The sequence below is a fragment of the Serratia sp. 3ACOL1 genome, assembly GCF_003668775.1.
Taxonomy (GTDB): domain Bacteria; phylum Pseudomonadota; class Gammaproteobacteria; order Enterobacterales; family Enterobacteriaceae; genus Chania; species Chania fonticola.
Genome location: NZ_CP033055.1, coordinates 2,397,475 through 2,419,796 on the forward strand (window position 1 = coordinate 2,397,475; position 22,322 = coordinate 2,419,796).

Annotated in this window: 20 protein-coding genes and 1 pseudogene; 7 read left to right on the forward strand and 14 right to left on the reverse strand. The window is 52.9% G+C overall.

Annotated features, from left to right (window positions below):
• Positions 1-40 precede the first annotated feature (40 nt).
• Positions 41-754 (reverse strand): GntR family transcriptional regulator, encoded by a 714-nt coding sequence (locus D9980_RS10770; protein WP_021805816.1) that lies wholly within the window; start codon positions 752-754, stop codon positions 41-43.
• Positions 755-1,049: 295 nt separating this feature from the next.
• Between D9980_RS10770 and D9980_RS10775 the strand changes: the two genes are divergently transcribed.
• Positions 1,050-2,666, forward strand: a complete 1,617-nt coding sequence (locus D9980_RS10775) for an alpha-glucoside-specific PTS transporter subunit IIBC (RefSeq protein ID WP_121607284.1) — start codon at positions 1,050-1,052, stop codon at positions 2,664-2,666.
• Entirely contained in the window at positions 2,663-3,985 is a 1,323-nt protein-coding gene (locus D9980_RS10780) for a 6-phospho-alpha-glucosidase (RefSeq protein WP_024485164.1), read from the forward strand. Before D9980_RS10775 ends, D9980_RS10780 begins: the two co-directional genes overlap by 4 nt.
• Before the next feature lie 113 nt (positions 3,986-4,098).
• Here the strand turns inward: D9980_RS10780 and D9980_RS10785 are convergent, their stop codons facing one another.
• The 6 genes and pseudogenes from D9980_RS10785 to D9980_RS10810 form a co-directional block, all read right to left on the reverse strand.
• A complete protein-coding gene (locus D9980_RS10785) occupies positions 4,099-4,776 on the reverse strand; it encodes an SDR family oxidoreductase (RefSeq protein WP_121607285.1) in 678 nt (225 codons plus the stop codon).
• Between the two features lie 45 nt (positions 4,777-4,821).
• Positions 4,822-6,303 (reverse strand): TolC family protein, encoded by a 1,482-nt coding sequence (locus D9980_RS10790; protein ID WP_121607286.1) that lies wholly within the window; start codon positions 6,301-6,303, stop codon positions 4,822-4,824.
• A pseudogene (locus tag D9980_RS10795) lies at positions 6,300-8,143 on the reverse strand (FUSC family protein). Before D9980_RS10795 ends, D9980_RS10790 begins: the two are co-directional and overlap by 4 nt.
• Positions 8,144-8,158: 15 nt before the next feature.
• Positions 8,159-9,208, reverse strand: a complete 1,050-nt coding sequence (mdtN, locus tag D9980_RS10800) for a multidrug transporter subunit MdtN (protein ID WP_121607287.1) — start codon at positions 9,206-9,208, stop codon at positions 8,159-8,161.
• A gap of 11 nt (positions 9,209-9,219) precedes the next feature.
• Complete coding sequence (locus D9980_RS10805; RefSeq protein ID WP_037375583.1) at positions 9,220-9,465, reverse strand: YtcA family lipoprotein; 246 nt, start codon at positions 9,463-9,465, stop codon at positions 9,220-9,222.
• A 107-nt stretch (positions 9,466-9,572) separates the two neighbouring features.
• Positions 9,573-11,039 carry an amidohydrolase family protein gene (locus D9980_RS10810; RefSeq protein ID WP_121607288.1) on the reverse strand — a complete coding sequence of 489 codons (1,467 nt, stop codon included), beginning with the start codon at positions 11,037-11,039 and terminating at the stop codon, positions 9,573-9,575.
• A 490-nt stretch (positions 11,040-11,529) separates the two neighbouring features.
• On the opposite strand from D9980_RS10810, the gene D9980_RS10815 reads away from it, so the two are divergent.
• Positions 11,530-12,930, forward strand: a complete 1,401-nt coding sequence (locus D9980_RS10815) for a glutamate decarboxylase (RefSeq protein WP_121607289.1) — start codon at positions 11,530-11,532, stop codon at positions 12,928-12,930.
• Positions 12,931-13,031: 101 nt separating this feature from the next.
• Positions 13,032-14,570: a glutamate:gamma-aminobutyrate antiporter gene (gene gadC / locus D9980_RS10820; RefSeq protein ID WP_121607290.1), complete on the forward strand. Its 1,539-nt coding sequence runs from the start codon at positions 13,032-13,034 to the stop codon at positions 14,568-14,570.
• Between the two features lie 74 nt (positions 14,571-14,644).
• On the opposite strand, the gene D9980_RS10825 is transcribed toward gadC, so the two are convergent.
• Positions 14,645-15,583: a LysR family transcriptional regulator gene (locus D9980_RS10825; protein ID WP_121607291.1), complete on the reverse strand. Its 939-nt coding sequence runs from the start codon at positions 15,581-15,583 to the stop codon at positions 14,645-14,647.
• Positions 15,584-15,688: 105 nt separating this feature from the next.
• Here D9980_RS10825 and D9980_RS10830 point away from each other — a divergent pair, with 105 nt between their 5' ends.
• Entirely contained in the window at positions 15,689-16,432 is a 744-nt protein-coding gene (locus D9980_RS10830; RefSeq protein WP_121607292.1) for a DsbA family protein, read from the forward strand.
• A gap of 43 nt (positions 16,433-16,475) precedes the next feature.
• Positions 16,476-16,784, forward strand: coding sequence for a monooxygenase (locus tag D9980_RS10835; RefSeq protein ID WP_121607293.1), 309 nt, complete (start codon positions 16,476-16,478; stop codon positions 16,782-16,784).
• Between the two features lie 54 nt (positions 16,785-16,838).
• Here the strand turns inward: D9980_RS10835 and D9980_RS10840 are convergent, their stop codons facing one another.
• The 4 genes from D9980_RS10840 to D9980_RS10850 all read right to left on the reverse strand — a co-directional run bounded on the left by D9980_RS10840 (position 16,839) and on the right by D9980_RS10850 (position 20,339).
• Positions 16,839-18,185 (reverse strand): cytochrome c, encoded by a 1,347-nt coding sequence (locus D9980_RS10840; RefSeq protein WP_238393700.1) that lies wholly within the window; start codon positions 18,183-18,185, stop codon positions 16,839-16,841.
• 62 nt (positions 18,186-18,247) lie between these two features.
• Entirely contained in the window at positions 18,248-19,501 is a 1,254-nt protein-coding gene (locus tag D9980_RS10845) for a GMC oxidoreductase (RefSeq protein WP_238393701.1), read from the reverse strand.
• Positions 19,498-19,836 carry an NAD(P)-binding protein gene (locus tag D9980_RS26985; protein ID WP_238393702.1) on the reverse strand — a complete coding sequence of 113 codons (339 nt, stop codon included), beginning with the start codon at positions 19,834-19,836 and terminating at the stop codon, positions 19,498-19,500. The genes D9980_RS10845 and D9980_RS26985 overlap by 4 nt, the downstream gene beginning before the upstream one ends.
• Before the next feature lie 26 nt (positions 19,837-19,862).
• The gene (locus D9980_RS10850) at positions 19,863-20,339 is read right to left on the reverse strand and encodes a sorbitol dehydrogenase family protein (protein ID WP_237735571.1); all 477 of its coding nucleotides are present in this window, start codon (positions 20,337-20,339) and stop codon (positions 19,863-19,865) included.
• Between the two features lie 225 nt (positions 20,340-20,564).
• Between D9980_RS10850 and D9980_RS10855 the strand changes: the two genes are divergently transcribed.
• Complete coding sequence (locus D9980_RS10855) at positions 20,565-21,344, forward strand: TIM barrel protein (protein ID WP_121607296.1); 780 nt, start codon at positions 20,565-20,567, stop codon at positions 21,342-21,344.
• A 28-nt stretch (positions 21,345-21,372) separates the two neighbouring features.
• Here D9980_RS10855 and D9980_RS10860 read toward each other — a convergent pair whose 3' ends face one another.
• Both D9980_RS10860 and D9980_RS10865 read right to left on the reverse strand, forming a co-directional pair.
• Positions 21,373-21,672, reverse strand: coding sequence for a c-type cytochrome (locus D9980_RS10860; protein WP_121609000.1), 300 nt, complete (start codon positions 21,670-21,672; stop codon positions 21,373-21,375).
• A gap of 284 nt (positions 21,673-21,956) precedes the next feature.
• Entirely contained in the window at positions 21,957-22,310 is a 354-nt protein-coding gene (locus D9980_RS10865; RefSeq protein ID WP_121607297.1) for a transposase, read from the reverse strand.
• Between the last annotated feature and the right edge of the window lie 12 nt (positions 22,311-22,322).

The window sequence follows — 22,322 nt, forward strand, 5'->3', positions numbered from 1 at the left end:
TTCCAACGTTGTCTTAGCAGTTCGCCCTTAACCCTATTTCCTATACTTTCACATGCTCCCGCCGTAAATGGTAATCCACCTGGTACTCGCTGGCATTTCTGAACATCACCGAGTAATTCACGAAATCGCCGCTGTCGCTGTATGACAGCGAGGTGATGCGCAAAATAGGTGTCTGTTCATCGACATTCAGCAGCTTCGCCATCTTTTTATCGGCCAGTACAGGCGTGAGGCTCTCATAATTGCCGCGCACGATGATGTGGCATTCATCTTCGATATAGCTGAATTTTGACCCCTCCAGGTGGGCAACGGACAAATTGCGATAGAGCTTCGCGGGCATATAACTGTCTTCTACCATCAGAGGCTTGCCGTCCACCGAACGAACCCGTCGCGAGTAGTAGATCCGTTCATCAATCTTGATGCGCAGCTGGCTGGCGATAGCGGGTGGCGCGGGCATAATAGTAAACTCCAGCACGTCGCTTACCACTTCCTTACCCTGATTGCGCATCACCTCGATAAATCCGGTCAGGTTGGTGGTTTCATGATGCACATCTTTCTTCGCGACATACGTGCCGCTACCGTGGCGGCGCTCCACCAATCCCCATCCCACCAGCAAATCTATCGCCTTACGAATGGTCATGCGGGAGACGCCAAACTCTTCCGCCAGGCGAACCTCCGCAGGCAATGGGCTGCCAATATGGTAATCGGCAGAATTAAGCCGAATGCGTAGCCTGTCGGCTATGGATTTGTAGATCACTGATAGACCTCTCTGAAGCTTCGCACTGCGCTTAAATAATCCACTTCCTATAAATTAATAGGCTGTTTTTATTGAAGTTGCAAACAACCTCATCAGGTGAAAATTTCAAGTGAAATCGTCGTGTACAGTTTTATGACGAAAAGTAGACAACTTGGTGCAAACAAAAACCATGAATGCGATCACGAATCGGTGCGACGGACAAAGATAACCCCTCAGGTACTCCCTACTCTGCTTCTCAGACCCGCGTTAAAGAATAAGGTCACTTCCCCTACAGGTTGTTACATGAGGATTTAAAATGCTCAGTCAAATACAACGTTTTGGTGGCGCAATGTTTACCCCGGTCCTGCTGTTCCCGTTTGCCGGGATTGTGGTCGGTATCGCCATTATGCTGCGTAACCCGATGTTTGTCGGTGAAGCGCTCACTGCACCCGATAACTTATTTGCGCAAATCGTCCACATTATTGAAGAAGGCGGCTGGACGGTATTTCGTAATATGCCACTGATTTTCGCCGTGGGTTTACCGATTGGCCTGGCAAAACAGGCTCAGGGCCGCGCCTGCCTGGCCGTACTAGTCAGTTTCATGACCTGGAACTACTTCATTAACGCAATGGGAATGACCTGGGGTCAGTACTTTGGCGTTGATTTTAACGTCGACCCGGTGGCGGGAACCGGGCTCACGATGATTGCCGGCATCAAAACGCTCGATACCAGTATTATCGGTGCGATTGTGATTTCCGGATTGGTCACCGCTATCCATAACCGCTATTTCGATAAACAACTCCCCGTTTTCCTCGGTATTTTCCAAGGCAGTTCATTCGTGGTCATTGTTGCCTTCTTTGTCATGATCCCTTGCGCGTGGCTAACCCTGTTCGGCTGGCCAAAAGTACAGATGGGAATTGAATCACTGCAGGAATTCCTGCGCAGCGCTGGCTCGCTCGGCGTGTGGGTTTACACCTTCCTTGAGCGCATCCTGATCCCGACAGGGCTTCATCACTTCATCTACGGCCCATTTGTCTATGGTCCGGCAGTCGTGGAAGGAGGCATTCAGGTTTATTGGGCGCAGCATTTGCAGGAGTTCAGTCAGAGTACGCTGCCGCTGAAAACGCTGTTCCCAGAAGGTGGCTTTGCGCTGCACGGTAACTCGAAGGTGTTTGGCTGTCTGGGGATTGCGCTGGCTCTCTACGCCACCACGGCACCTGAAAATCGAGTGAAGGTGGCAGGCCTGCTGATCCCCGCCACGTTAACGGCGATGCTGGTCGGCATTACCGAGCCACTGGAATTTACCTTCCTGTTTATCTCGCCGGTACTGTTTGTCGTCCACGCATTTCTGGCCGCTACCATGGCGACGGTCATGTATATGTGCGGCGTGGTGGGCAATATGGGCGGCGGTCTGCTAGACCAATTCCTGCCACAAAACTGGATCCCGATGTTCCACAACCACGCATCAATGATGTTTATTCAGATTGGCATTGGACTTGCCTTTACCGCTATCTACTTCCTGGTGTTCCGCACCTTGATTCTACGTTTCAATCTGAAAACGCCGGGCCGCGAAGAGGCTGAAATCAAGCTCTACAGCAAGGCGGACTATCAAGCATCCCGCCAGCAAACTACGGCAGCGAAAGAAACCAAACAAGGCCAGGCTGCCGGTTTTCTCGAAGCACTTGGCGGAGCAAGCAACATCCTGAGCGTTAACAACTGTGCGACCCGCCTGCGTATTGCCCTGGTGGATATGTCGCTGACGCAAAGCGACGACATTTTTAAAGCGCTGGGTGCCCACGGTGTGGTGCGACGCGGCAACGGTATACAGGTGATTGTGGGGCTGAACGTCCCGCAGGTCCGCGACCAGATCGAAAACCTGATGAAAGACGCTTCTTCGAGCGAACTTAAATCCATGACGGAGGCAGTATCATGAATAAATTCTCTGTAGTTGTAGCTGGCGGTGGCAGCACCTTCACTCCTGGTATCGTACTGATGTTACTGGCAAACCAGCATCGTTTCCCGCTGCGCGCCTTGAAATTCTATGATAACGATGGTGCGCGCCAGGAAACCATTGCCGAAGCGTGCAAAATTATCCTGAAAGAGCAGGCACCAGACATCGAATTCAGCTACACCACCGACCCCGAAGTGGCATTTACCGATGTGGATTTCGTGATGGCACACATCCGCGTGGGCAAATACCCGATGCGTGAAAAAGACGAAAAAATCCCTCTGCGCCACGGCGTGCTTGGTCAGGAAACCTGCGGGCCAGGTGGTATTGCTTACGGCATGCGCTCCATCGGCGGCGTACTGGAAATTGCCGACTACATGGAGCAATACTCGCCAAACGCCTGGATGCTGAACTATTCCAACCCGGCGGCGATTGTGGCAGAAGCAACCCGTCGTCTGCGCCCAACGGCGAAAATCCTCAACATCTGCGATATGCCAATCGGCATTGAAAGCCGCATGGCGCAAATTGCTGGCCTGAAAGACCGCAAAGAGATGCGCGTGCGTTACTACGGGCTGAACCACTTCGGCTGGTGGACGTCTATTGAGGATCTTCAGGGCAACGACTTGATGCCTAAAATCCGCGAATACGTGGCTAAATTTGGCTACGTTCCGCCATCAGATGAACATGGTACAGAGGCTAGTTGGAATGACACCTTTGCCAAAGCGAAAGATGTCTGGGCGTTGGATCCAGAAACTTTCCCAAATACTTACCTGAAATACTATCTGTTCCCGGACTACGTAGTAGAGCATTCCAACCCGGAGCGTACCCGCGCTAACGAAGTCATGGATCACCGCGAGAAGCACGTCTTCGGCTCTTGCAATGCCATTATCCAGGCGGGGAAATCCTCGGCAGGTGAGTTAGAAATCGATGAGCATGCCTCCTACATCGTCGATCTGGCAACCGCCATCGCCTTCAACACCCAGGAGCGCATGCTGTTGATTGTGCCAAACAACGGCGCTATTAATAACTTCGATCCGGAAGCCATGGTCGAGATCCCCTGTCTGGTTGGCAAAAGCGGCCCGCAACCGCTGGTGGTTGGCAATATCCCGCAATTCCAGAAAGGGCTGATGAGCCAGCAGGTGGCGGTAGAAAAACTGGTGGTCGATGCCTGGGAACAGCGTTCTTATCAGAAACTGTGGCAAGCCATTACGCTGTCGAAAACCGTGCCTAGCGCATCAGTTGCCAAAGCAATACTTGATGACTTGATCGAGGCGAACAAGGACTACTGGCCTGAATTGAAGTAAGTAAGGATAGCGTTACCACTTTCCCCTCCCTTAATCCCTGTACAGGCCGAGGAGGGGAAGATTGGCACCGGAGTTAAATGGGCGCAGCATACTGCGCCCTACGAAAATGTGTTTTACCAACGTAACACGTTGCCAGCATAGTCAATAAAGTGATGCCCTCCTTTGCCGCGCCAGGCCAGAACCTGGCTCACAATGCCAGAGCAGCTTTGTTCGACAGTCAGCGTGGCATTGGTTCCGCCCATATCCGTTTGTACCCAGCCCGGATGCACCGACAGCAAAGTCACCTCCCGCTGTGCGGCGGTATCACGCAATCCGCGCGTTAACATATTCAGAGCAGCCTTGCTGGCGGCGTACAGCGGATAGGTCGCCGCGTCGTTCTCATTTAAACTGCCCAACTCCGAAGTCATCAACGCCATTACGCCGGTTTGCGGTTTCACCAACGGTATTAACGCTGCCGCACAGCGAACCGGGGAAAAGGTATTGGTCATAAACAGTTCAACGATCTCATCATCATTCGCCTGGGCAACGTCCTGATGGGCGGGCCCGTAAACACCTGCGTTGATAAAGATAAGATCGAATTGCTGCGACAACAGCCGTTCTTTCAGGGCAATCCTTTCATCCTGTTGATTGACATCTAACTTCAGCCATTGCGTGTCAGCCGGGCTATCGGCAGGCACCGCGCCGCGACAGGTTGCAACTACCTGCCAGCCCTGCATGGATAGCTGCCTGACAATGCCTAAACCTATTCCGCGTGATGCACCGATGATCAGTGCCGAGAATGGAGATGTCATGCTTTTCTTCCTTATGCTGATAGCGGTAGGTTTCCCGCTCCTGAATTACTCTGGGTCAACGTGAGTCATTTTGCCCATCACAAAGGCTAAATTAGCCGCCGCGATCAGTGCTGCCGCATGAGCATCGGTACTCATCTGTTGCGCATAGAGCAGACCATTGGCAGCCTCGTTGGCTACGGTGATGGTCCCCACGCCATTGCGATAAGACTCCAGCGCGGCGTCGTAGGTAATAAACGCGGTTTTTACCAGGTTCAAGGCTGCCTGGTTGGCTTCTAGCGCGGATTGCAGCGTATCTGCCGCCACGATAATCTCTCGAACCGCAGCCTCCTGCGTCTTTTGGAAAGTCTCGTTTGCCACGGCGGCACGTGATTCGGCCTCTTTCACGCGGGCAGCTCGTATTCCACCATCGTAAAGCGGTACGGTAACGCCCAACAGAATACTTGAGGAGGACGTTTGCTGGCCAATGGGCGGCAATCCCTGCATATCAAAGCGCCCATCGCCACCCGCGACCGCGCTCGCAAGATAGACCTTCGGCAGAAAGTCCGCCTCTGCTGCCTTGATGCCTGCGGTTGCGGCCTGGGCAGCAGCATAAGTTGCCAATACGTCTGGCCGCTGGGAGAGCGCCAGCTTAATCATCTGCTGGGTTGGCGCACTGGCCGTCTGCGGCAAGGGTTTATCCTCGGCATAGCCTACTTTGATTTGCGATGAGGCAGAAATGCCCATGGCCGCCAGTAAGGCCTGCCATGCGTCACGTTCCGTTCCCTGCGCCACAACGCGATTCAGTTCCGACTGCGCGACCTGCTGGCGTGCCTGCGCGACTTCCACCGTTGTCGCGACGCCATTCTTATTACGCGCCAAGGCAGCATCGAGGATTTTCTGGCTATTGCGCAGCGTCTCCTGCGCTATTTTGCGGCGTGACTGGGCCGCACCGTATTGGTAATAGCTGCGCGTAACATCATAAATAATCTTTTGATGCATACCGTTAAAGGCGACGTTGGCGGCATAGGAGGTGTGCTTAGCTGCCTGTTGCAAAGCGCTACGCTGGCCAAAATCGAAGATTAACCACTGTAACGCCAGTGCCGGTACTACCGCGCTGCCGGAGGTATCCACATCGTGTTGGCCGTCAATGTCATAGGGCAATGGCGTGTGCGTTCTTTGATAACCACCGATGACGCTGGCTGAAATCATTGGCAAAAATGTCGCTTCAGCCATGCCGACACCCAGCGCAGCCTGCCGCGCCTGCTGCCAGGCAATGCGGGTATCCGGGTTTTGCATCTGGGCGATGTCGATAAGTTCGGGTAACTGGTAGACCTGTGTCTGATTGATCGCAGGCGGTGCAGGGAGTTCCGCTACCGCCGGGTTGGCCGGAACAGCAAATTCATGACTGCTGATGCCGTCAGGTGTCCAGGGAGAGGAAGGGCTAGCCGGGGCCAACGCCAGTTGGTCCGTGGCACAGCCTGCTAACAGACACAGCCCCACTGCCGTGCTGAAAGTTCGTATTTTGAAAGTCTGAGTGCGCGGCTTCATCCAAGAAGTTCCTCAAGTCGCCTGATGCTTTGTTGGATCTCAAGTTCAACGGCGGGTGGCAAACCGTTGTTGCTGCCTGTTGGTACTGAGGGATTAATCACTCTACTGCTCGAGGAAAGTCGCCTAAGCCGTTCCACATCGGAGGAGGACTTATCAAAGGGCAAAAACAGCGCCGGACAGAGGTTTTCCATTTCGCCAAGGATCGCTTGCAGACGCCGGTATTCTTCGGGCGGGGGCGTAGCGAACTTGGCTCAAAAGGAACCAGCCTTAGCGCCTCCCGTGCCGTAGTCAGTTCTTCTTCAACCTCTGCCGCCTGTCTTATCGCTGCCGGGCGTTCTGTTGGCGGCAACGCGGCCAGATTGCTTAACCCTGCGACCAGGCTGCGGATGCGAGTGCGGACAAAATCAGCAATGGCGACGGGCCACACGTAAGTGAATATCAAATACACCACCAGATTCCCCAGCAGGATCCCCAGCACCCTGTCGAGCGCGACGCCCAAATCCGTACTCGGCCCAAAGCCATGTAACACGGTCAGTAAAAATGCCAGTCCGATTTGTATGCCCGCATAAGCAATTCGCTCATTGCCGCTCGATACCCAGGCACTGAGCAGCAGCGCGCCGAATACCAACGCCATTAACTGGCCGATATCGCTCAGCGACGGAACAATAAAAATCAGCGAAAGCACGCCCATCAATGCGCCTATCAGGCAACCAACAATGCGTAACGTCAGCTTGTGCACCGTCTCCCCCGCCGTGCCTAGCGCGGCGACATAACAAGTGATCATGGCGGTATGAATGTCCTGCCAGTCCAGTGCGGTATAGGCGAGATAACAGATTACGCTGGCCGCCGTGGTCTTTAAGGCAAACTGCTGATGGACGGGATTGGTAAAGGCGTCTGCGGCTAAAAACGAGGCTTTTGGCGCACTGGTGTCTACCGCGTTATCTGGCGTTGCAAGTTGCACCAGCGCGTGGATGACTTCGTCATTTTTGCCACTCTGATTAAACGCAGGGGGTTCAACCACCCGGCCTGCGGTAATGGCCTCGGCGGCAGAACTGCACCAGTCTGCCAGTTCAGGGCGAGTTAACGCCGGTACGGTTTTATTGAGGGCTGAAATGGCCAACAGTAACCGATAGCTGCTGTTGACAGCGGCGGTTAACCAGGCGGCCTCTGCGGCAGGCCGCAGATGGAAAATGCGCACGAGCATAGCCCGCTGTTGATGTTCGCTCTGCCCTTCCCGCAGCAGCTCCTCTACTTTATGCAGGCTGGGGGCATCCGGGTGGCGTAATGCCTCACCGGCAACCTCTAAGCGCTCTGCCAGACTTGCGCGTAGCAGTTTCCAGGGTGGCCGCCCGATGAAAAGATTAAAGGCTACCAATAGCAGCATCGGGGATGCGGCCATCAGCCAGGCATACAGCACTGCACGTACCGCCAATTCTCCATTCGGCGCATCGCCAAGTAGCGACATGATAAAAGCGATCACCAGCGCAATAATGCTGCCCACCGGCCCGAGCTTGCTCGCCGAGCCTAGCCAGAGAAAGGCAAACGAGCTAAGGACCAGCACCGCCATGCGTAAAGGCGCAGATTCCAGGGTATAAGGCAGGATCAGCAAGATCAGCCCCACCACTATGGAAACGAGCAGGGTCACCGCAATGGCCATCGCCATACTTTCGGCGGCGTCAGGTTTCATCACGAACAAAATCAGATAGCAGCTAATCGCCGATTCGGGGATACCATACAGCATGGCAACCAGCGTCATCAGCGCACAAAGCGCACCGACCCGCCAGGCCATCGCCAATCGGCCAGGGAAATAGGCCAAATCGCGCTTCACCTGGCGCAACATTCTGCCCCAGGGCGGTCAGCAACCATGGTCGCCTCGTACTATTGCCACCGCGCTGGCACCAATTCGCATCAACTCCGCCGGCGGATCTTTAAGGTTGATCCGCACCGGGAAACGCTGTTCGACCCGCACCCAGTTCAGCGATTTCGGGACATAAGGCAGATTACGTGGAATGTTAAACTGCTCCTCTGAGCTGATCCCCCAGCCAATGCCCTCCACTCTGCCCTGAATCGCACGCTGGCGATCGGCCATGACATATACCGTGGCGCAATCCCCCGGTTTGATGTGCGCCAGCTCCGTTTCGCGAAAGTATGCCGAAGCGTGCCAGTGGTCGCTATTAATCAGCGTAAATACCGCCTGGTCCGGCATCACAAACTCCCCCGCCGAAACATTCAACCCCACCACCAAGCCATTGTGCGGCGCTCGTATCTGGGTATTTTCCAGCTCTTGTTCGGCAATGGCCAATGCGGCGCGGCGTGCGCTGAGCAGAGCCTCAGACTCCGCAGCGCTGCTGATTAATGCCTGCGAAGCGACGGTTTGCTTCAGCGCCTGTTTCAGGCTGATTTCCGCATCGTGTTTGGCGGTCTGGGCATCATCCACCTGCTGGGCGGTGACATAGCCCTTGCCCAGCAGCGGCTGAATGCGTGCCAGCGTCTGAGTTGCCAGCTTAAGGTTGGCCCGCGCCCGGTTAACCTGCTCATCGGTGATCGCTGCATTAGATTGTTCTGCAATCATCGTGCGATGCTGCGTGTCCCAGGCAGCTTGCGCCATCTGCAGTTCCGCCCGCGCCTGCTCGACCCGCAAACGGTAAATCGTGGGATCGAGGGCGAACATCACCTCACCCCGTTGCACCTTGCCGTTTTCTGTCACATTAATGGACTGAATACGCCCAGGTACGGAGCTGCTGACGTTCACCACGCTGGCGCCGATGACCGTATCCTGCGACGTGGGATTTAACGAGTTTTGACGCAGCGTCAGCCACCCTGAAATAGCGGCAGCAATAACGATAACCACCCCAATGACGATCGCTATACGACGTTTATTGCCCTGTTGTTTTAAGGTGTTCATTTTTAGCGCACTTAGAATAAAAGCGATGACATAAAGGCTACGGCGAGCGCCAGGCAGGTATAGACGAATAACCGCCACGGCAGAACTTCGTCAATTCCTGCAAAAATCAGCAGAACGCGCGCCCCTATCGCCACCACGAGGCCAATCCCTGCACAGGCTAGCCAGGCAGGGAAATAAGAGCCGAGCAAGGAAAATGCTGGCGCACCAAAGTCACGACACCCGATGAGGCTAAAGGTGCTGACCAGCAATAAGGCCAACGCTCCATAACGCGTATGGCCAGAACGAAAAAACACAGGCCCCCTACGCTGACGAAAAGAGTGTGCGCTTGCCATTTTATCTCCCAAAACCGCATTGCGGCGCTGTACTAAACTGCGCTGTTTTCCAGCGTATTTTTATAAATTTGCCCATTTTTCATGATCATCTGAAATGCTTCCTCAGGCTGGGCCAGCAGTTGAATATCCGTTAGCGGATCGCCGTCGACAATGATCATATCGGCCAGAGCGCCTGCTTCTATCACCCCGAGCTTCTCGGGATAAGGGTTACGCGGGCCGGAGAGCGCGCAAAGTTCGGCATTAACGCTGGTGGCCATTTTAAGAATTTCGAGAGGCGTATACCAACGGATCAGCTTGGCAAGCTGGGCGCCTTGACGTGTGGCAAGCCGGGCGTCGAACAGTGTATCGGTACCCCAGGCGGTCTTGATGTGGTGCTTTTTCGCCAGTTGGTAGGCGTTATCGGTTCCGGCGGACATCACCAGTTGCTTGGCGCGTGAAGCCGGATTCGCCATCGGTACGGCATCTTCATCGTCCAGGAAAGGTTGCAGGCACCACCACAGATTCTGTTGCGCCATGAGCTCCACGGTCTGTTCATCCACCAACTGGCCGTGTTCGATACATTTCACGCCGCCTTTGATTGCCATGGTGACAGCGCGGGCCGTATAGGCGTGAACGGTCACGTAGGTACCCCAATTTTCCGCAGCGGTCACCGCTGCCTGGATTTCGGGCACGGAGCCTTCCGTCACGTCGATGCCATCATAGAGTGAGGCGACACCGCCACCGGCCATAAATTTGATCTGGGATGCCCCCCTCATCAGCTGTTCCCTGGCGCGCAACAACACCTGGTCGGCGCCATCGGCAATGGCAGTTATTCCTACCCGTTCGATATAGCTCAGAGTGTCCGCTGGTGCGCGTGGGACTTCGCTGAGCATGCGAAAATCACCGTGGCCGCCGGTCTGGGAAATAAATGCTCCGGACGGGTAAATTCGCGGGCCAACCGTAATCTGCTCATCAATCGCACGTTTCAGACCAAAGACAGGCCCGCCCATATCGCGGACCGTGGTGAACCCACGCAGCAGCGTTGCTTGCGCTTCGGCAATCGCCAGCGCCTGGATATAGTTAAAATCGGCCGTCATCGCCGTCATCATGGAAGGGCGAGCCATGATGGCATGCCAGTGCGCATCAATCAGGCCGGGCATCAGCACGCCACCGTTGCCGTCTATAATCGTTGCTTCCGCTGGCGGAGGCGTATCAGCAGGTTCAATCGATTTGATTTTGTTGCCTTCAACGATAACCTGCATCCCCTCGCGCAGTTGGTCAGAAACCCCGTCAAAAATCCGTACGTTGATAAACGCTTTCAGCTGCGTTGCGCTAGCGGTTGCATTGGAATGCGTAGATTGCCCTGCGGGTATTGCTGCTGCGACCGTGGCTGTCGTTATCGGCGGCGCTTTCGCCGCCTGTCGGGTTAATACCGTATTAATGCGTACAAATGCCGGGCTGTGGCATAGGCATGCCTCAGAATGTTCGCAGGCAGGCTGAAACATCGGATTTTGCTGCATGACACATCACTCCTTATCAAATCAAACCGACTTCGCGGGTAACTGCAGGTTTTGTTTAGAGTAATTGTAGAACGTAATCCTCACAATGCTTTATTTTTCAATAATTTTATATCCTCATTAATAAACCATTAGATTGCAGTGGATAACATGGGAATTACCTTATCTGTAGAGAGAAAAGTCTCATTAACAGATTTAATGTTATTATAACCATGACGTAACAATGATTAAATTACTGACACAAAAATCCCAGTGCGACTATCCCTATGAATCACTACACTCTTGCTTAAAAAATATTGGCAAAACACCCAACAAGGAACGCCTCTTTCTTACTGATTTTACTGGTTAAATATTATATTTATGATGATTTCCTGTCTTTTTCAGAAAATGTTCTAGAATTAACGCCAAGACTTGATGGCGTTAGTAGAGCATAGGGGACGGATTTACGTGATCCTGCCGAGTATATTGACATATAAAAATCAAGAGGGTTTTCATGAGTAAAAGCAACCAGAAAAATAGCAGCAATGTTAATGATGATGTTTATTCCTCGCTAGATTTGGCCATTTCACTACCGAAATCGGGGTTTCCAGACGCAGAGCGAAATCCTCGCCACGTATTTAGTGCCATCCGCGATGAATTAATGTTAGACGGTAACTCACGGCAAAACCTGGCGACATTCTGCCAGACCTGGGTTGATGAAGAAATTCGCGACCTGATGGATCTGTCCATCGACAAAAATATGATTGATAAAGACGAGTATCCACAAACGGCCGAAATTGAAGCCCGCTGCGTACGCATGTTGGCCGACCTGTGGAAATCACCGTCGCCAGGCACTACGCTGGGCTGCTCCACCATTGGCTCGTCAGAAGCCGCTATGTTGGGTGGGTTGGCGTTGAAATGGCAATGGCGCAAAAAGCGTGCCGCGCAGGGCCTGACAACCGATAAACCCAATATGATCTGCGGACCAGTGCAAATTTGCTGGCACAAATTCGCGCGTTATTTCGATGTTGAATTGCGAGAAATCCCTCTGGAAGGCGATCGTCTGATCATGAGCCCGGAAGAGGTACTGAAACGAGTCGATGAAAATACCATAGGTGTAGTCCCCACCCTCGGAGTGACCTTTACCTGCCAGTACGAGCCGGTAAAAGCGGTCAGCGACGCACTCGATAAGCTGCAACAAGACTCCGGGCTGGACATTCCTATTCATGTCGACGGTGCCAGCGGCGGCTTTCTTGCCCCATTCTGTGCCCCCGATCTGGAATGGGATTTCCGCCTGCCCCGCGTAAAATCCATCAATACCTCAGGCCACAAGTTTGGGCTGGCCCCTCTGGGTGCGGGCTGGGTGGTATGGCGTGAAGCGGCAGACCTGCCCGAAGAGCTTATTTTCAACGTCAACTATCTTGGCGGCAATATGCCTACCTTTGCGCTCAACTTCTCACGCCCTGGTGGGCAGATCATCGCTCAGTACTACAACTTCTTACGCCTTGGCCGCGAAGGCTACGCCAAAGTCCATAACGCCTGCTATGCCACGGCCCAGTATCTTGCCGACGAGATCGGTAAGCTCGGTCCGTTTGAAATCCTGTTTGATGGCGACAGTGGTAAAGGCATCCCGGCGCTGGCCTGGAAACTGAAAGACGGCGCCAATATCGGTGGCTACACGTTGTATGACCTCGCCGATAAATTACGCTCACGCGGCTGGCAGGTACCTGCGTACTCCATGCCAGCTAATCGGGAAGATCTGGTGATCCAACGTATTCTAGTACGCCACGGCGTGAGTTTTGACCTGGGTAGCCTGTTGCTTGACGATCTGAAGCGAGCACTTGAGCATTTCGAAAGTCATCCGGTGGTTAATCCACTTACGGAAGATGAAGCGGCCGGTTTTAACCACGGCTGATCCACATCTGATCTGTTAATGGAGTGGTCTGCTCTTCGCCACTCCTGTTAACCATAAAAAATTAACTGGCAAGCATCTTCGCTTGTCCCAGGAGAATTGCCATGGCTAGCACTCAAATCATCGCTGCGCCAAAACAACTCACGCTGTTGGGCTTTTTTGCCATAACGGCATCAATGGTGATGGCGGTTTACGAATACCCAACGTTTGCAACCTCTGGTTTTTCACTGACCTTCTTCCTGATCCTTGGCGGCTTGCTGTGGTTCATCCCGGTAGGATTGTGTGCCGCAGAAATGGCGACGGTAGAAGGTTGGCAGGAGGGTGGCGTGTTTACCTGGGTTTCTAAAACCCTGGGTGAGAAATGGGGATTTGCCGCTATTTCGTTTGGCTATTTGCAAATCGCGATAGGCTTTATCCCAATGCTCTACTTCGTGCTAGGGGCGTTGTCCTATATTCTTAACTGGCCCGAACTCAATAACGATCCGATAGTTAAGACCGTCGCCGCACTGATTATTTTATGGGGTCTGGCCTTAACTCAGTTTGGTGGCACCAAGAATACCGCTCGCATCGCCAAGATTGGTTTTTTTGCCGGTATCCTGCTGCCAGCCGCAATTCTGGTGATCCTGGCCGTCACTTATCTGCGCTCTGGTGCTCCCATTGCGATTGAAATGAGTGCCGAAACCTTCTTCCCGAACGTCACCAGCATGAGCACGTTAGTGGTGTTTGTGGCCTTCATCCTAAGCTATATGGGGGTGGAAGCCTCCGCTACCCACGTCAATGAGATGAAAAACCCGGGCCGCGATTATCCGCTCGCCATGCTGCTGTTGATGTTTGCGGCAATTTGCCTGAGTTCAATCGGCGGGTTGTCCATTGCCGCCGTAATACCCCATGAGCAAATCAACCTCTCTGCGGGCGTGATGCAAACCTTCACGGTGCTGATCAATCATTTTGGGACGGGTTTCGAATGGGCTATCCGCGGTATCGCTGCGCTGTTGCTCCTGGGCGTGCTGGCTGAGATCGCCGCATGGATTGTCGGGCCTTCCCGCGGGATGTTAGTGACGGCACAACAAGGGATCCTACCTGCCCGCTTTGCCAAAATGAACAAAAACGGCGTCCCGGTGGTGCTGGTTATTTCCCAGTTACTCATCACCTCGGTAGCACTGATTGTGCTGACCAATACAGGGGGTGGCAATAACATGTCGTTCCTGATTGCACTGGCGCTGACGGTGGTGATTTATCTTTGCAGCTATTTCCTGTTATTCCTGGCTTATATCCAGTTGATCCGCAAGCAGCCGAATAACAAGCGCACCTTTAATATACCGGGTGGCAATGGGGTTAAAATTGCAGTGGCGGTCATTGGGTTGTTGACCTCTCTGGTAGCCTTTGTCGTCTCCTTCTTCCCTCCTTCGGGGCTACCGGGTGGGGAAGCTAACGACGTCTATGCCGGTTTACTGGTTGTGTGCTTCATGGTGGTGCTGGTAATCCCCTTCATTATTTATGCACTGCATAATAAAGCTGCCGGAGCGAAAAATATCACGCTGGTGCCAATCAGCACGGATAGCGCTCAGGAAGGGCATTTCTTCATCCATCCGAAGGCACGTAGCCCGCACCACATCATTGTTGATGGTAAAAAGGTTCACTGATCCTCGATTATTGGGTGGATGTGCGGCAACGCCATCCACCTCTTTACCCCCCGGTTAACCAGCCTTCAAACCACTCAACTCAGTGATTTTGCCAGCGCTAAAGGCGTCATCGCCAACAGCGGATGGGTTTTCATCAGCTCGAATGACCAATCCACAAAGCTTCTCACCCGAACCGACAAATGCTTGCCGGTGGGATAGATAATATGAATTGGCCGTGGAGCAAAGTGCCACTCGGGTAACACCGGCTGCAAGAGCCCACTCTTCACATAGCTTTCCACCGCGAAGGGTGCTCCGGAGCAGATGCCTGCCCCGGTAAGACAGGCACTCATAGCCACATCGGGATCTTCGATCAGCATACTGCTGTTGCCTACTACCGCAATGCTCCGGTTTGCCGATTGCAGATGCCAGCTAAGTTGTTTGCCTCGCTGAATGCCAAAACCCCCAACCCATCGATGATGCTGAAGATCTTCAGGCTGCCTGATAGCTCGTGCTGAGCGGAGGTAATCAACTGAGGCATACAAGCCCATCTGCACGTCGCAAACGTGCCTGGCCACCAGCGTTGAATCCTCCAGTATGCCGCCACGGATAGCGCAGTCGATACCCTCCTCAAACAAATTGCTGATGCGATCGCTGCTGGCAAGCCGCACCACGATCTCTGGAAAACGCGCCTGAAAGTCATGCAACTGAGGTGCGAGGATCCAACGCGCAATCGAGGCCAAAGCCTCGATACGGATCTTGCCGCTCGGCGTTGTTACCCCGCCGCTGAGCCCCCCTTCCAACTCATCGATTTCCGCGAGAATTTGCTGGCAGCGCTCAAAATAGGCGCTGCCATCCTCCGTCAGGCTCAACGCCCGGGTCGTTCGATGCAACAGGCGCACGCTCAGGGCGCGCTCAAGATCGCTAATACGCTGGGAGATCCGCGCTTTGGGAAGCCCCATGGCGATAGCCGCGCGGGTGAAACTTCCGGTTTCAACCACTTTGACAAAAGTGGCCATGGCTGCAAGTTTGTCCATTTGTTCACAAATGTTGAACAGAGTTAGCTTTTATAGTCTATTTATTAATTTTTGCTGTCAAATATCATGACGATCGCGATCTCAACCCAGCTTGGAGTCTCCATCATGATGCAATGCGATCCCACCACCGGCAGTTGTCTTCTGCCCGATGAGTCCCCTGGTACTCAACGGCAGACAATCACGTCCAGCAATATCGTCATTCGTTACGTCGGCGATCCGATGTGCTCCTGGTGCTGGGGGATTTCACCTGCGGTGAAGCAACTGGCGGAGTATTGCGATCAACATGGCCTGAGTTTTGTGATGACCATGGGGGGGTTGCGCGCTGGCGGCGGCGATGCTTGGAATTTGGCATTCAAAGCCTTCTTAAGGCAGGAGTGGAGCCACATCCAGAAAAAAACCGGCCAACCGTTTGGTTTCAGCCTGCTGGAAGCAGCACAATTCAACTACGATACCGAGCCGGCCTGCCGGGCAGTCACAACGGCTTCCCTGTTGTTGGCTGAGCGAGGTTTACCTTCCTCTGCAGCGTTGCCGTTTCTCGCAGCAACCCAGTACAAATTCTATGTCGATGGGCAGGATCCTAAAACCGAGGCGTTTTATCGTGACATCTGCGACCAGGTTGGCCTGCCATTTGACGAATTCAGCCAAACCTTTACGTCACAACGGGCCAGAGAGGCGGTTAGCCAAGACTTTGCGCTGTGCCGCCAATGGGGCGTTCGCTCCTTCCCCACCCTGTTGCTGGAACGCCATGGGGAAATATCCCTGCTCTCTACGGGTTATGTGGACTCAGAGACATTACTTAACCGTCTCAGCGCACAGTTACCCCCTGTTGCAGAACACACCACGGAATAACCCTGTTTGCTATAAAACCACCAGCCACCAAAAGGATCACGATATGAGTGTCATTTTACAGATTGATTTTAGTTTCCCAGCCGACCAGCTTGGTGCAACCCTGTCCAAAAATGCGCAATCGCTGGCCGAAAGCATCAATCAAGAGCCGGGTTTCATCTCCAAGATCTGGACTGAGAATGAGCACACCGGCGAGGCGGGCGGGATATACTTTTTCGAAAACCGAGCGTTTGCCGAAAAATATGCCGAACATCACGTCAAACGGGCTGAGGCGATGGGGGCTAAAAATATTCATCTGAAAATATTCGACATCAACCTTCCCCTGACCAAAATCAACCATGGGCGCTGTGATTAATTTTGCGCTACATCCGTTCCCCCTTCCTTTTGGAAGGGGGTGACACTGATAGAGTCAGCGAATTTGCTGTCTGCCTGAACGCCTTATTTTTCGCCAATACCAAAAGCCGCCCAACAAACATACCATCACCAATATCCCTGCGGTCATTAGCCAGTTTATGTATCGCATTATAAACGGAGGCTCCCCACCATCACGAAAGGTCTGTACATCCTGCGCAGTCACTTTATCGTCAATACCGGCAAAACGACTGCGGACATAGTTACTGACTGAGGCAATTTGCGCGTTGTTTAACTGTTCAGCAAATGCGGGCATGCTGATATCAGTGTTACTGGTTTTACGTTGGATACCTTCCACGATGACCATCACCAAATTCTGCGGACCGAATGCGGAAACCGCACGGTTGCGAGTTAATGCGGGATAAAAGCTATCGTCGGTTCCCTGACCGTCATGGCCATGGCAACTAGCGCAAGCATTTTCATAAAGTTTAGCTCCGTCCGTTGTTGAGCTGTCTGTCAGGGTTCCCTGCCCGGTGAGAACGCTATTGATATCAACCCCACCCCGTGGCGATTGAAGCCCAATGTTGTCTACCGCCGTAGGAATGGCTGGCACCTGCTTAACCCATGAAGCGATCGCATTCAAATCATCATCCGTCATTAAGCTGAAGCTATTTTCGACGGCCTCCGCCATAGCGCCTGCCGCCTGTGCTTCACCAACCAGATGCCCGGTTTTCAGGTAGGTGACCAGATCCCGCTGGCTCCAATCGCCAATGCCACTCTTATCAGGGGTAATATTAGGGGCGTACCAGCCACCAAGCGGGCTACCGGCAAGGTTAAGGCTGCTCTGCTCTGCCATCATGATATTGCGTGGGGTATGGCAGGCACTGCAATGCGCCAACACCTCAACCAAATACTTACCGCGCTCCAATGAACCAGGAAGCGCCTCTGCCTTATCAGCAGAAGCGCCGCTGAGATACAACAGATCCCAGCCCCACATAATCTGCCGGATATTAAACGGGAAACTCAGATCGGTACGTGCCGAAGGGGGAATATCTGCGGGTTCAACCCCCTGCATAAAGTAGGCATAAAGCGCCTGTACATCCGCCGTAGTCATATCACGGTATGAAGTGTATGGCATAGCTGGATAGAGATTCTTGCCATCAGCGGCGATACCCTCACGCACAGCCTTGGCAAACTGCTGTTCGCTATAATTACCGATGCCGTACTGCTTCGAGGGGGTAATATTACTGGCGATGATACGCCCCATCGGTGACTCGATCGCGTATCCCCCAGCAAAGGGAACGCCATTATTGAGAGCCTGGCGATGGCAGGCACCACAATCAGCAGCGATCGCAATATATCTGCCACGCTCAACCAACGCCTTATCGGCGGCAAGTACAGCCAAAGAGTGGCTAAACCCAATAAACAACACGGTTACAGCGAGAAACCTGAAAAGTATCTTCATATTCAAATCTCACGCTCAATGATTTCAGCTGCGCGAATACTCAGAGCTACGCCCGTCAACGTGGGATTGACGACTCCCGAAGCGGGGATCACCCCAGTCGTCGCGAGAAACAGGTTGCTATGATCCCAGCACCGGCACTCGTGGTTTACCACTGAATCTTTTGGGTTATCGCCCATGATGACGGTCCCCATTAAATGGTCACGGTTTTGCCAGCCAGTATTGTCATTAATGACGGTGCCCCCCATCAGAGCGACGAATCTTTTGTAATCCGCCTCCACCACGGGTTTTGCCGCTTTGACATAGTCATCGACTTCGTAATTCACCGTCAGCATCGGAATGCCCAATGCATCTTTGCGTGTGGTACTTGGGCGTACGGTGTTGCTTGCCTGGGGGAGGGTTTCAAACACCGTGGAGATATCGACCCAGCGTGCCGCCTGATGGCGGATCTGTTTGTCCAATTCGCTACCTATGACACCTTGAGCTATCAGACGTTGTGCTACGGCCATATTGGGGACATTGTTAGCAATGGCATGCTTGATTGCCGCTCTTGTTTTACGAAAATCGCCGTCGCGAGAGTTGAATATTCCCCCTTGCTGTACGGCGCCTCGCCCCGGCCAAAGAGGTTCATCGGCCAGAAACTGCAGGCCCATGCCGGTGTGATCCATTAAATTACGCCCCACCTGATCGGAACTGTTGGCGATATCCGATATTAACAACAGTTTTGCCGTTTCCAGCCCGTGAGCGGCAACGATAAAGTATTTTGCGGTTAACCGCGTATCGACACCTTTAGAGCTGCGAACATGAGCTGCGACAATTTTATCATCAACGCCTTTTTCCAGTTTCCACACGGTTGAATCCGTGAATAAACGTGCCCCGGCATCTTGCGCATGTTGGGCATGTTGATCACCGCTGTACATGGCACCAATCGGGCATACCGGCATACAGTTATTATTACCGCTGCAGGCGGGGCGACCATCATACGGACGAGTAGCACGCCCATTGGGTTCATGGATAAAATGATAACCTGCCGGAGCCATTCGGCTTTTCAACCGCTGGAATAGGTAGGTTTCACCTTCAGGTAACATCGGATACGGCTGCGAACGTGGAGGAAAAGCACTGCCGCCCTGCCCACTCTGATCGTCGGTATTACTGCCGCAAACCCCCAAAGCCACTTCGGCCTGGTGGTAGAAAGGCTCCAGCTCGTGGTATTCCAGTGGCCAATCGCGCCCCACGCCATACAATGTTTTTAGCTTCATATCACTAGGCAAATAGCGCCAGCAAGCGGCCGCCCAATGCCAGGTTGTCCCCCCACCAGTTTCAGCATGCCGGGCCGGAAATCAAAGGAACCGGTATTCTCTATGTATTGTTCATCATAGGAGTGATGGGCCCAAGGCTCGTTGGGATAGGGGGAGTTATAGTTGGCTTTTTTCGCTGAGTTTCTGAAATTTTCGACGATCTTCCAGCGCGGTATTTTCTCGCCAGCTTCAAGAATAATAACCGCCTTGCCACTGCGGGCCAGCAAGGTTGCGGCATTACTGCCCAATGCGCCAGAGCCAATGACAATCACATCGGCATCATAGTGTTTACTCATGATATTGCTCTTATTTTCAACGGGAACTAGTCGCTGTTGAGGGTTATAGGTGGCTGCACCCAATAGTTTGTCTTGCCTCGGGAATAAGTGGGGATCACTGTCGCGTCCAAAGTGGGAGCATAGGCAAAGGCATCGGTATAGCTGACAAAACGCGTGTTATCTGACGCCCTTAGCGATACGGGTGTTCCTGTATAACCAAGATACCAGGCAGAAATGATTTTCTTGGCGGTGTCGCCAGTGGGGCCAGTCATAATCAAATGATTATTCAGTTCATCGGCCGAGAGAATATTTGCAACTCTCAGTGCATTGTCCAGCAACTGCATTTCCTCTTGAAAGGAAGGATCCTCTTCCTGCAAACAATTCAAGGCACGTAGTGCTATTACCGGACTCATTTTTTTCCCGTTGGTTAATAGCACTGAAAGCTTAATAAAAATGGCAGCGTCGCTGCTTTCACTCGGCATTCTCCCCCAGGACAAGGAAGGTTTGAATACGGCAAAGCCCATCAGGGCAGTGCCTGCTGTTAGAAAACGCCTTCTCGAATACATAAATTACGGCCTAATTAAATAAGTACAGCGAATGTCCTCCAATAACTCTACAATGTAAACATATTAATTCCCCCCTAAATTTATGACCAAGCTGAAATTATCTTTTTTTGACATTAAAAAATAACTTAAGCATGTATATTGATGACAAATTGTAAATAACCCCCTTAAATTAGGAGACCGCTAGTGGCCAGCTATCAACTCTCGGTTTGTGCAGAAATGGTGTTTTTGGATTTACCCTTTATCGAACGTGTAGAGCGCATTCATGCGCTGGGTTTTGGGGCTGAGATCTGGAGCTGGGCCAATAAGGATATCGATGCACTGGTAGCGACAGGAGCTCGCCTCACTTCAATGACCGGTTATCTCAGCGGCAATCTAACGGATGATCAAGAAATCGCGCAGTTGCTGCAAAGTGCAGAAACCTCACTAACGATAGCCGAGCGGCTGAACTGCCCCTGCCTGAATCTGCACGGTACCGGCCTGGATCCACAGGGCTTACCGGTGAAACCGGTTGACAGGGTGACGGGTAACATGTGGTTGAAGGCTGCCGATACGCTTCGTCGTTTAGCACAACTCGGTGAACGGGCTGGGCGTATCTTTACCCTGGAAAACCTGAACCTGACGGTTGATCATCCCGGCACGCCTTTTGCCCGCGCAGCTGACACACTGGCGTTGGTGGAAACGGTCAATAGCCCAGCGCTTAAGATGAACCTCGACCTCTATCACGCACAAATCGGTGAGGGCAACCTGATTGAACTGATCCGCCGCTGCGGCACACAGATAGGCGAGATCCAGGTAGCAGATGTGCCTGGTCGTATGCAGCCTGGGACCGGGGAAATCAACTATCGCGCCATTGCCAGAACGCTGCAGGAGATTAATTACCAAGGTGTGATAGCACTCGAAGGCTGGGCCTCCGGGGACAGTAGCGAAGCACTGGCACAGTTTCGCGATCACTTCACGCTGTGATGTTTTGCCCGGTGGGTATTGGCTCTACTCACTTTTTCAAGGTCACCACATACTCCGATAGCACGGCGATATCCTCGTCACTTAAACGCGCTTTGGCCTTATTGCCAGCGCCCACGATCTCGCCTGCTTTGCGGGTTCTTAGGCCTTCTGCGATTTCCTGCTGGGTTAAATCTTTCAGCGGGCGGGCTTTGCCTAAGGCATTTTTTTCACCATAGCGGCCATGGCAGGAGGCGCAGCTATTTTTATAGATCACATCAGGGCTCTGGGCCAATGCCGGGCTGCTACCAGCCAATAGCGTTATTAATAGTGCTACATGTTGCTTGTTCATCAATCTTTTACCCTGTTGTTTCATACCGGTCGTTCAAGGCTAAACCATTTACGAAGGTGAAGGATCCATGCCCCTCACCCTAACCCTCTCCCCCAGGCTGTCTCTTATACACATCTCAAGTTGCGGTCAAATGGCCGTAATTTGAGAAACATAGCAGGCTGATTTTAAAGAGAATTTTTCCGAGCGCCCTATTGATGCGCTTGAAATAATTCCCATAAAAAACAGTAAGATGCCGAGTTGTGTATAAGAGACAGCTCCTTTTGGGAGAGATACCGTCTTGTCGGCTATCCGGCAAGCGGTATTTCCGCATTAAATACCTTTCCTGATTTCACCACACCATAGGCCAGTTGCAGCAGTTTTCGCATCGCCGCACACACTCTCTCTTTGCCCGATTTCCCACGCAACTTCAGCCTTTCTGTTAAGTCTTTAACCACAACATTGTATTGGCTTGCCACCACCGCGGGCATGTATAACGCGCTTCGTAGCTCACCGTGTCCCACTTTCGATAACCGGCTTTTCCCTTTAAACATCCCCGACTCACATCGCTGTGGATTCAGTCCTGCGTACGCTACCAGGGCCTTGCTGCTGGTGAACCGACGCAGGTTTCCTGCGAAGGCCAGCAGGCTGGAGCTCAGCATCTCTCCCACACC

Excerpts from the sequence above, each read along its gene's own strand:
- D9980_RS10775 (WP_121607284.1), top strand. The coding sequence starts at position 1,050 with ATGCTCAGTCAAATACAACGTTTTGGTGGCGCAATGTTTACCCCGGTC.
- D9980_RS10780 (WP_024485164.1), top strand. The coding sequence starts at position 2,663 with ATGAATAAATTCTCTGTAGTTGTAGCTGGCGGTGGCAGCACCTTCACT.
- D9980_RS10785 (WP_121607285.1), bottom strand. The coding sequence starts at position 4,776 with ATGACATCTCCATTCTCGGCACTGATCATCGGTGCATCACGCGGAATA.
- D9980_RS10790 (WP_121607286.1), bottom strand. The coding sequence starts at position 6,303 with ATGAAGCCGCGCACTCAGACTTTCAAAATACGAACTTTCAGCACGGCA.
- mdtN (WP_121607287.1), bottom strand. The coding sequence starts at position 9,208 with ATGAACACCTTAAAACAACAGGGCAATAAACGTCGTATAGCGATCGTC.
- D9980_RS10810 (WP_121607288.1), bottom strand. The coding sequence starts at position 11,039 with ATGCAGCAAAATCCGATGTTTCAGCCTGCCTGCGAACATTCTGAGGCA.
- D9980_RS10815 (WP_121607289.1), top strand. The coding sequence starts at position 11,530 with ATGAGTAAAAGCAACCAGAAAAATAGCAGCAATGTTAATGATGATGTT.
- gadC (WP_121607290.1), top strand. The coding sequence starts at position 13,032 with ATGGCTAGCACTCAAATCATCGCTGCGCCAAAACAACTCACGCTGTTG.
- D9980_RS10825 (WP_121607291.1), bottom strand. The coding sequence starts at position 15,583 with ATGGACAAACTTGCAGCCATGGCCACTTTTGTCAAAGTGGTTGAAACC.
- D9980_RS10830 (WP_121607292.1), top strand. The coding sequence starts at position 15,689 with ATGATGCAATGCGATCCCACCACCGGCAGTTGTCTTCTGCCCGATGAG.
- D9980_RS10835 (WP_121607293.1), top strand. The coding sequence starts at position 16,476 with ATGAGTGTCATTTTACAGATTGATTTTAGTTTCCCAGCCGACCAGCTT.
- D9980_RS10845 (WP_238393701.1), bottom strand. The coding sequence starts at position 19,501 with ATGAAGCTAAAAACATTGTATGGCGTGGGGCGCGATTGGCCACTGGAA.
- D9980_RS26985 (WP_238393702.1), bottom strand. The coding sequence starts at position 19,836 with ATGAGTAAACACTATGATGCCGATGTGATTGTCATTGGCTCTGGCGCA.
- D9980_RS10850 (WP_237735571.1), bottom strand. The coding sequence starts at position 20,339 with ATGGGCTTTGCCGTATTCAAACCTTCCTTGTCCTGGGGGAGAATGCCG.
- D9980_RS10860 (WP_121609000.1), bottom strand. The coding sequence starts at position 21,672 with ATGAACAAGCAACATGTAGCACTATTAATAACGCTATTGGCTGGTAGC.
- D9980_RS10865 (WP_121607297.1), bottom strand. The coding sequence starts at position 22,310 with ATGCTGAGCTCCAGCCTGCTGGCCTTCGCAGGAAACCTGCGTCGGTTC.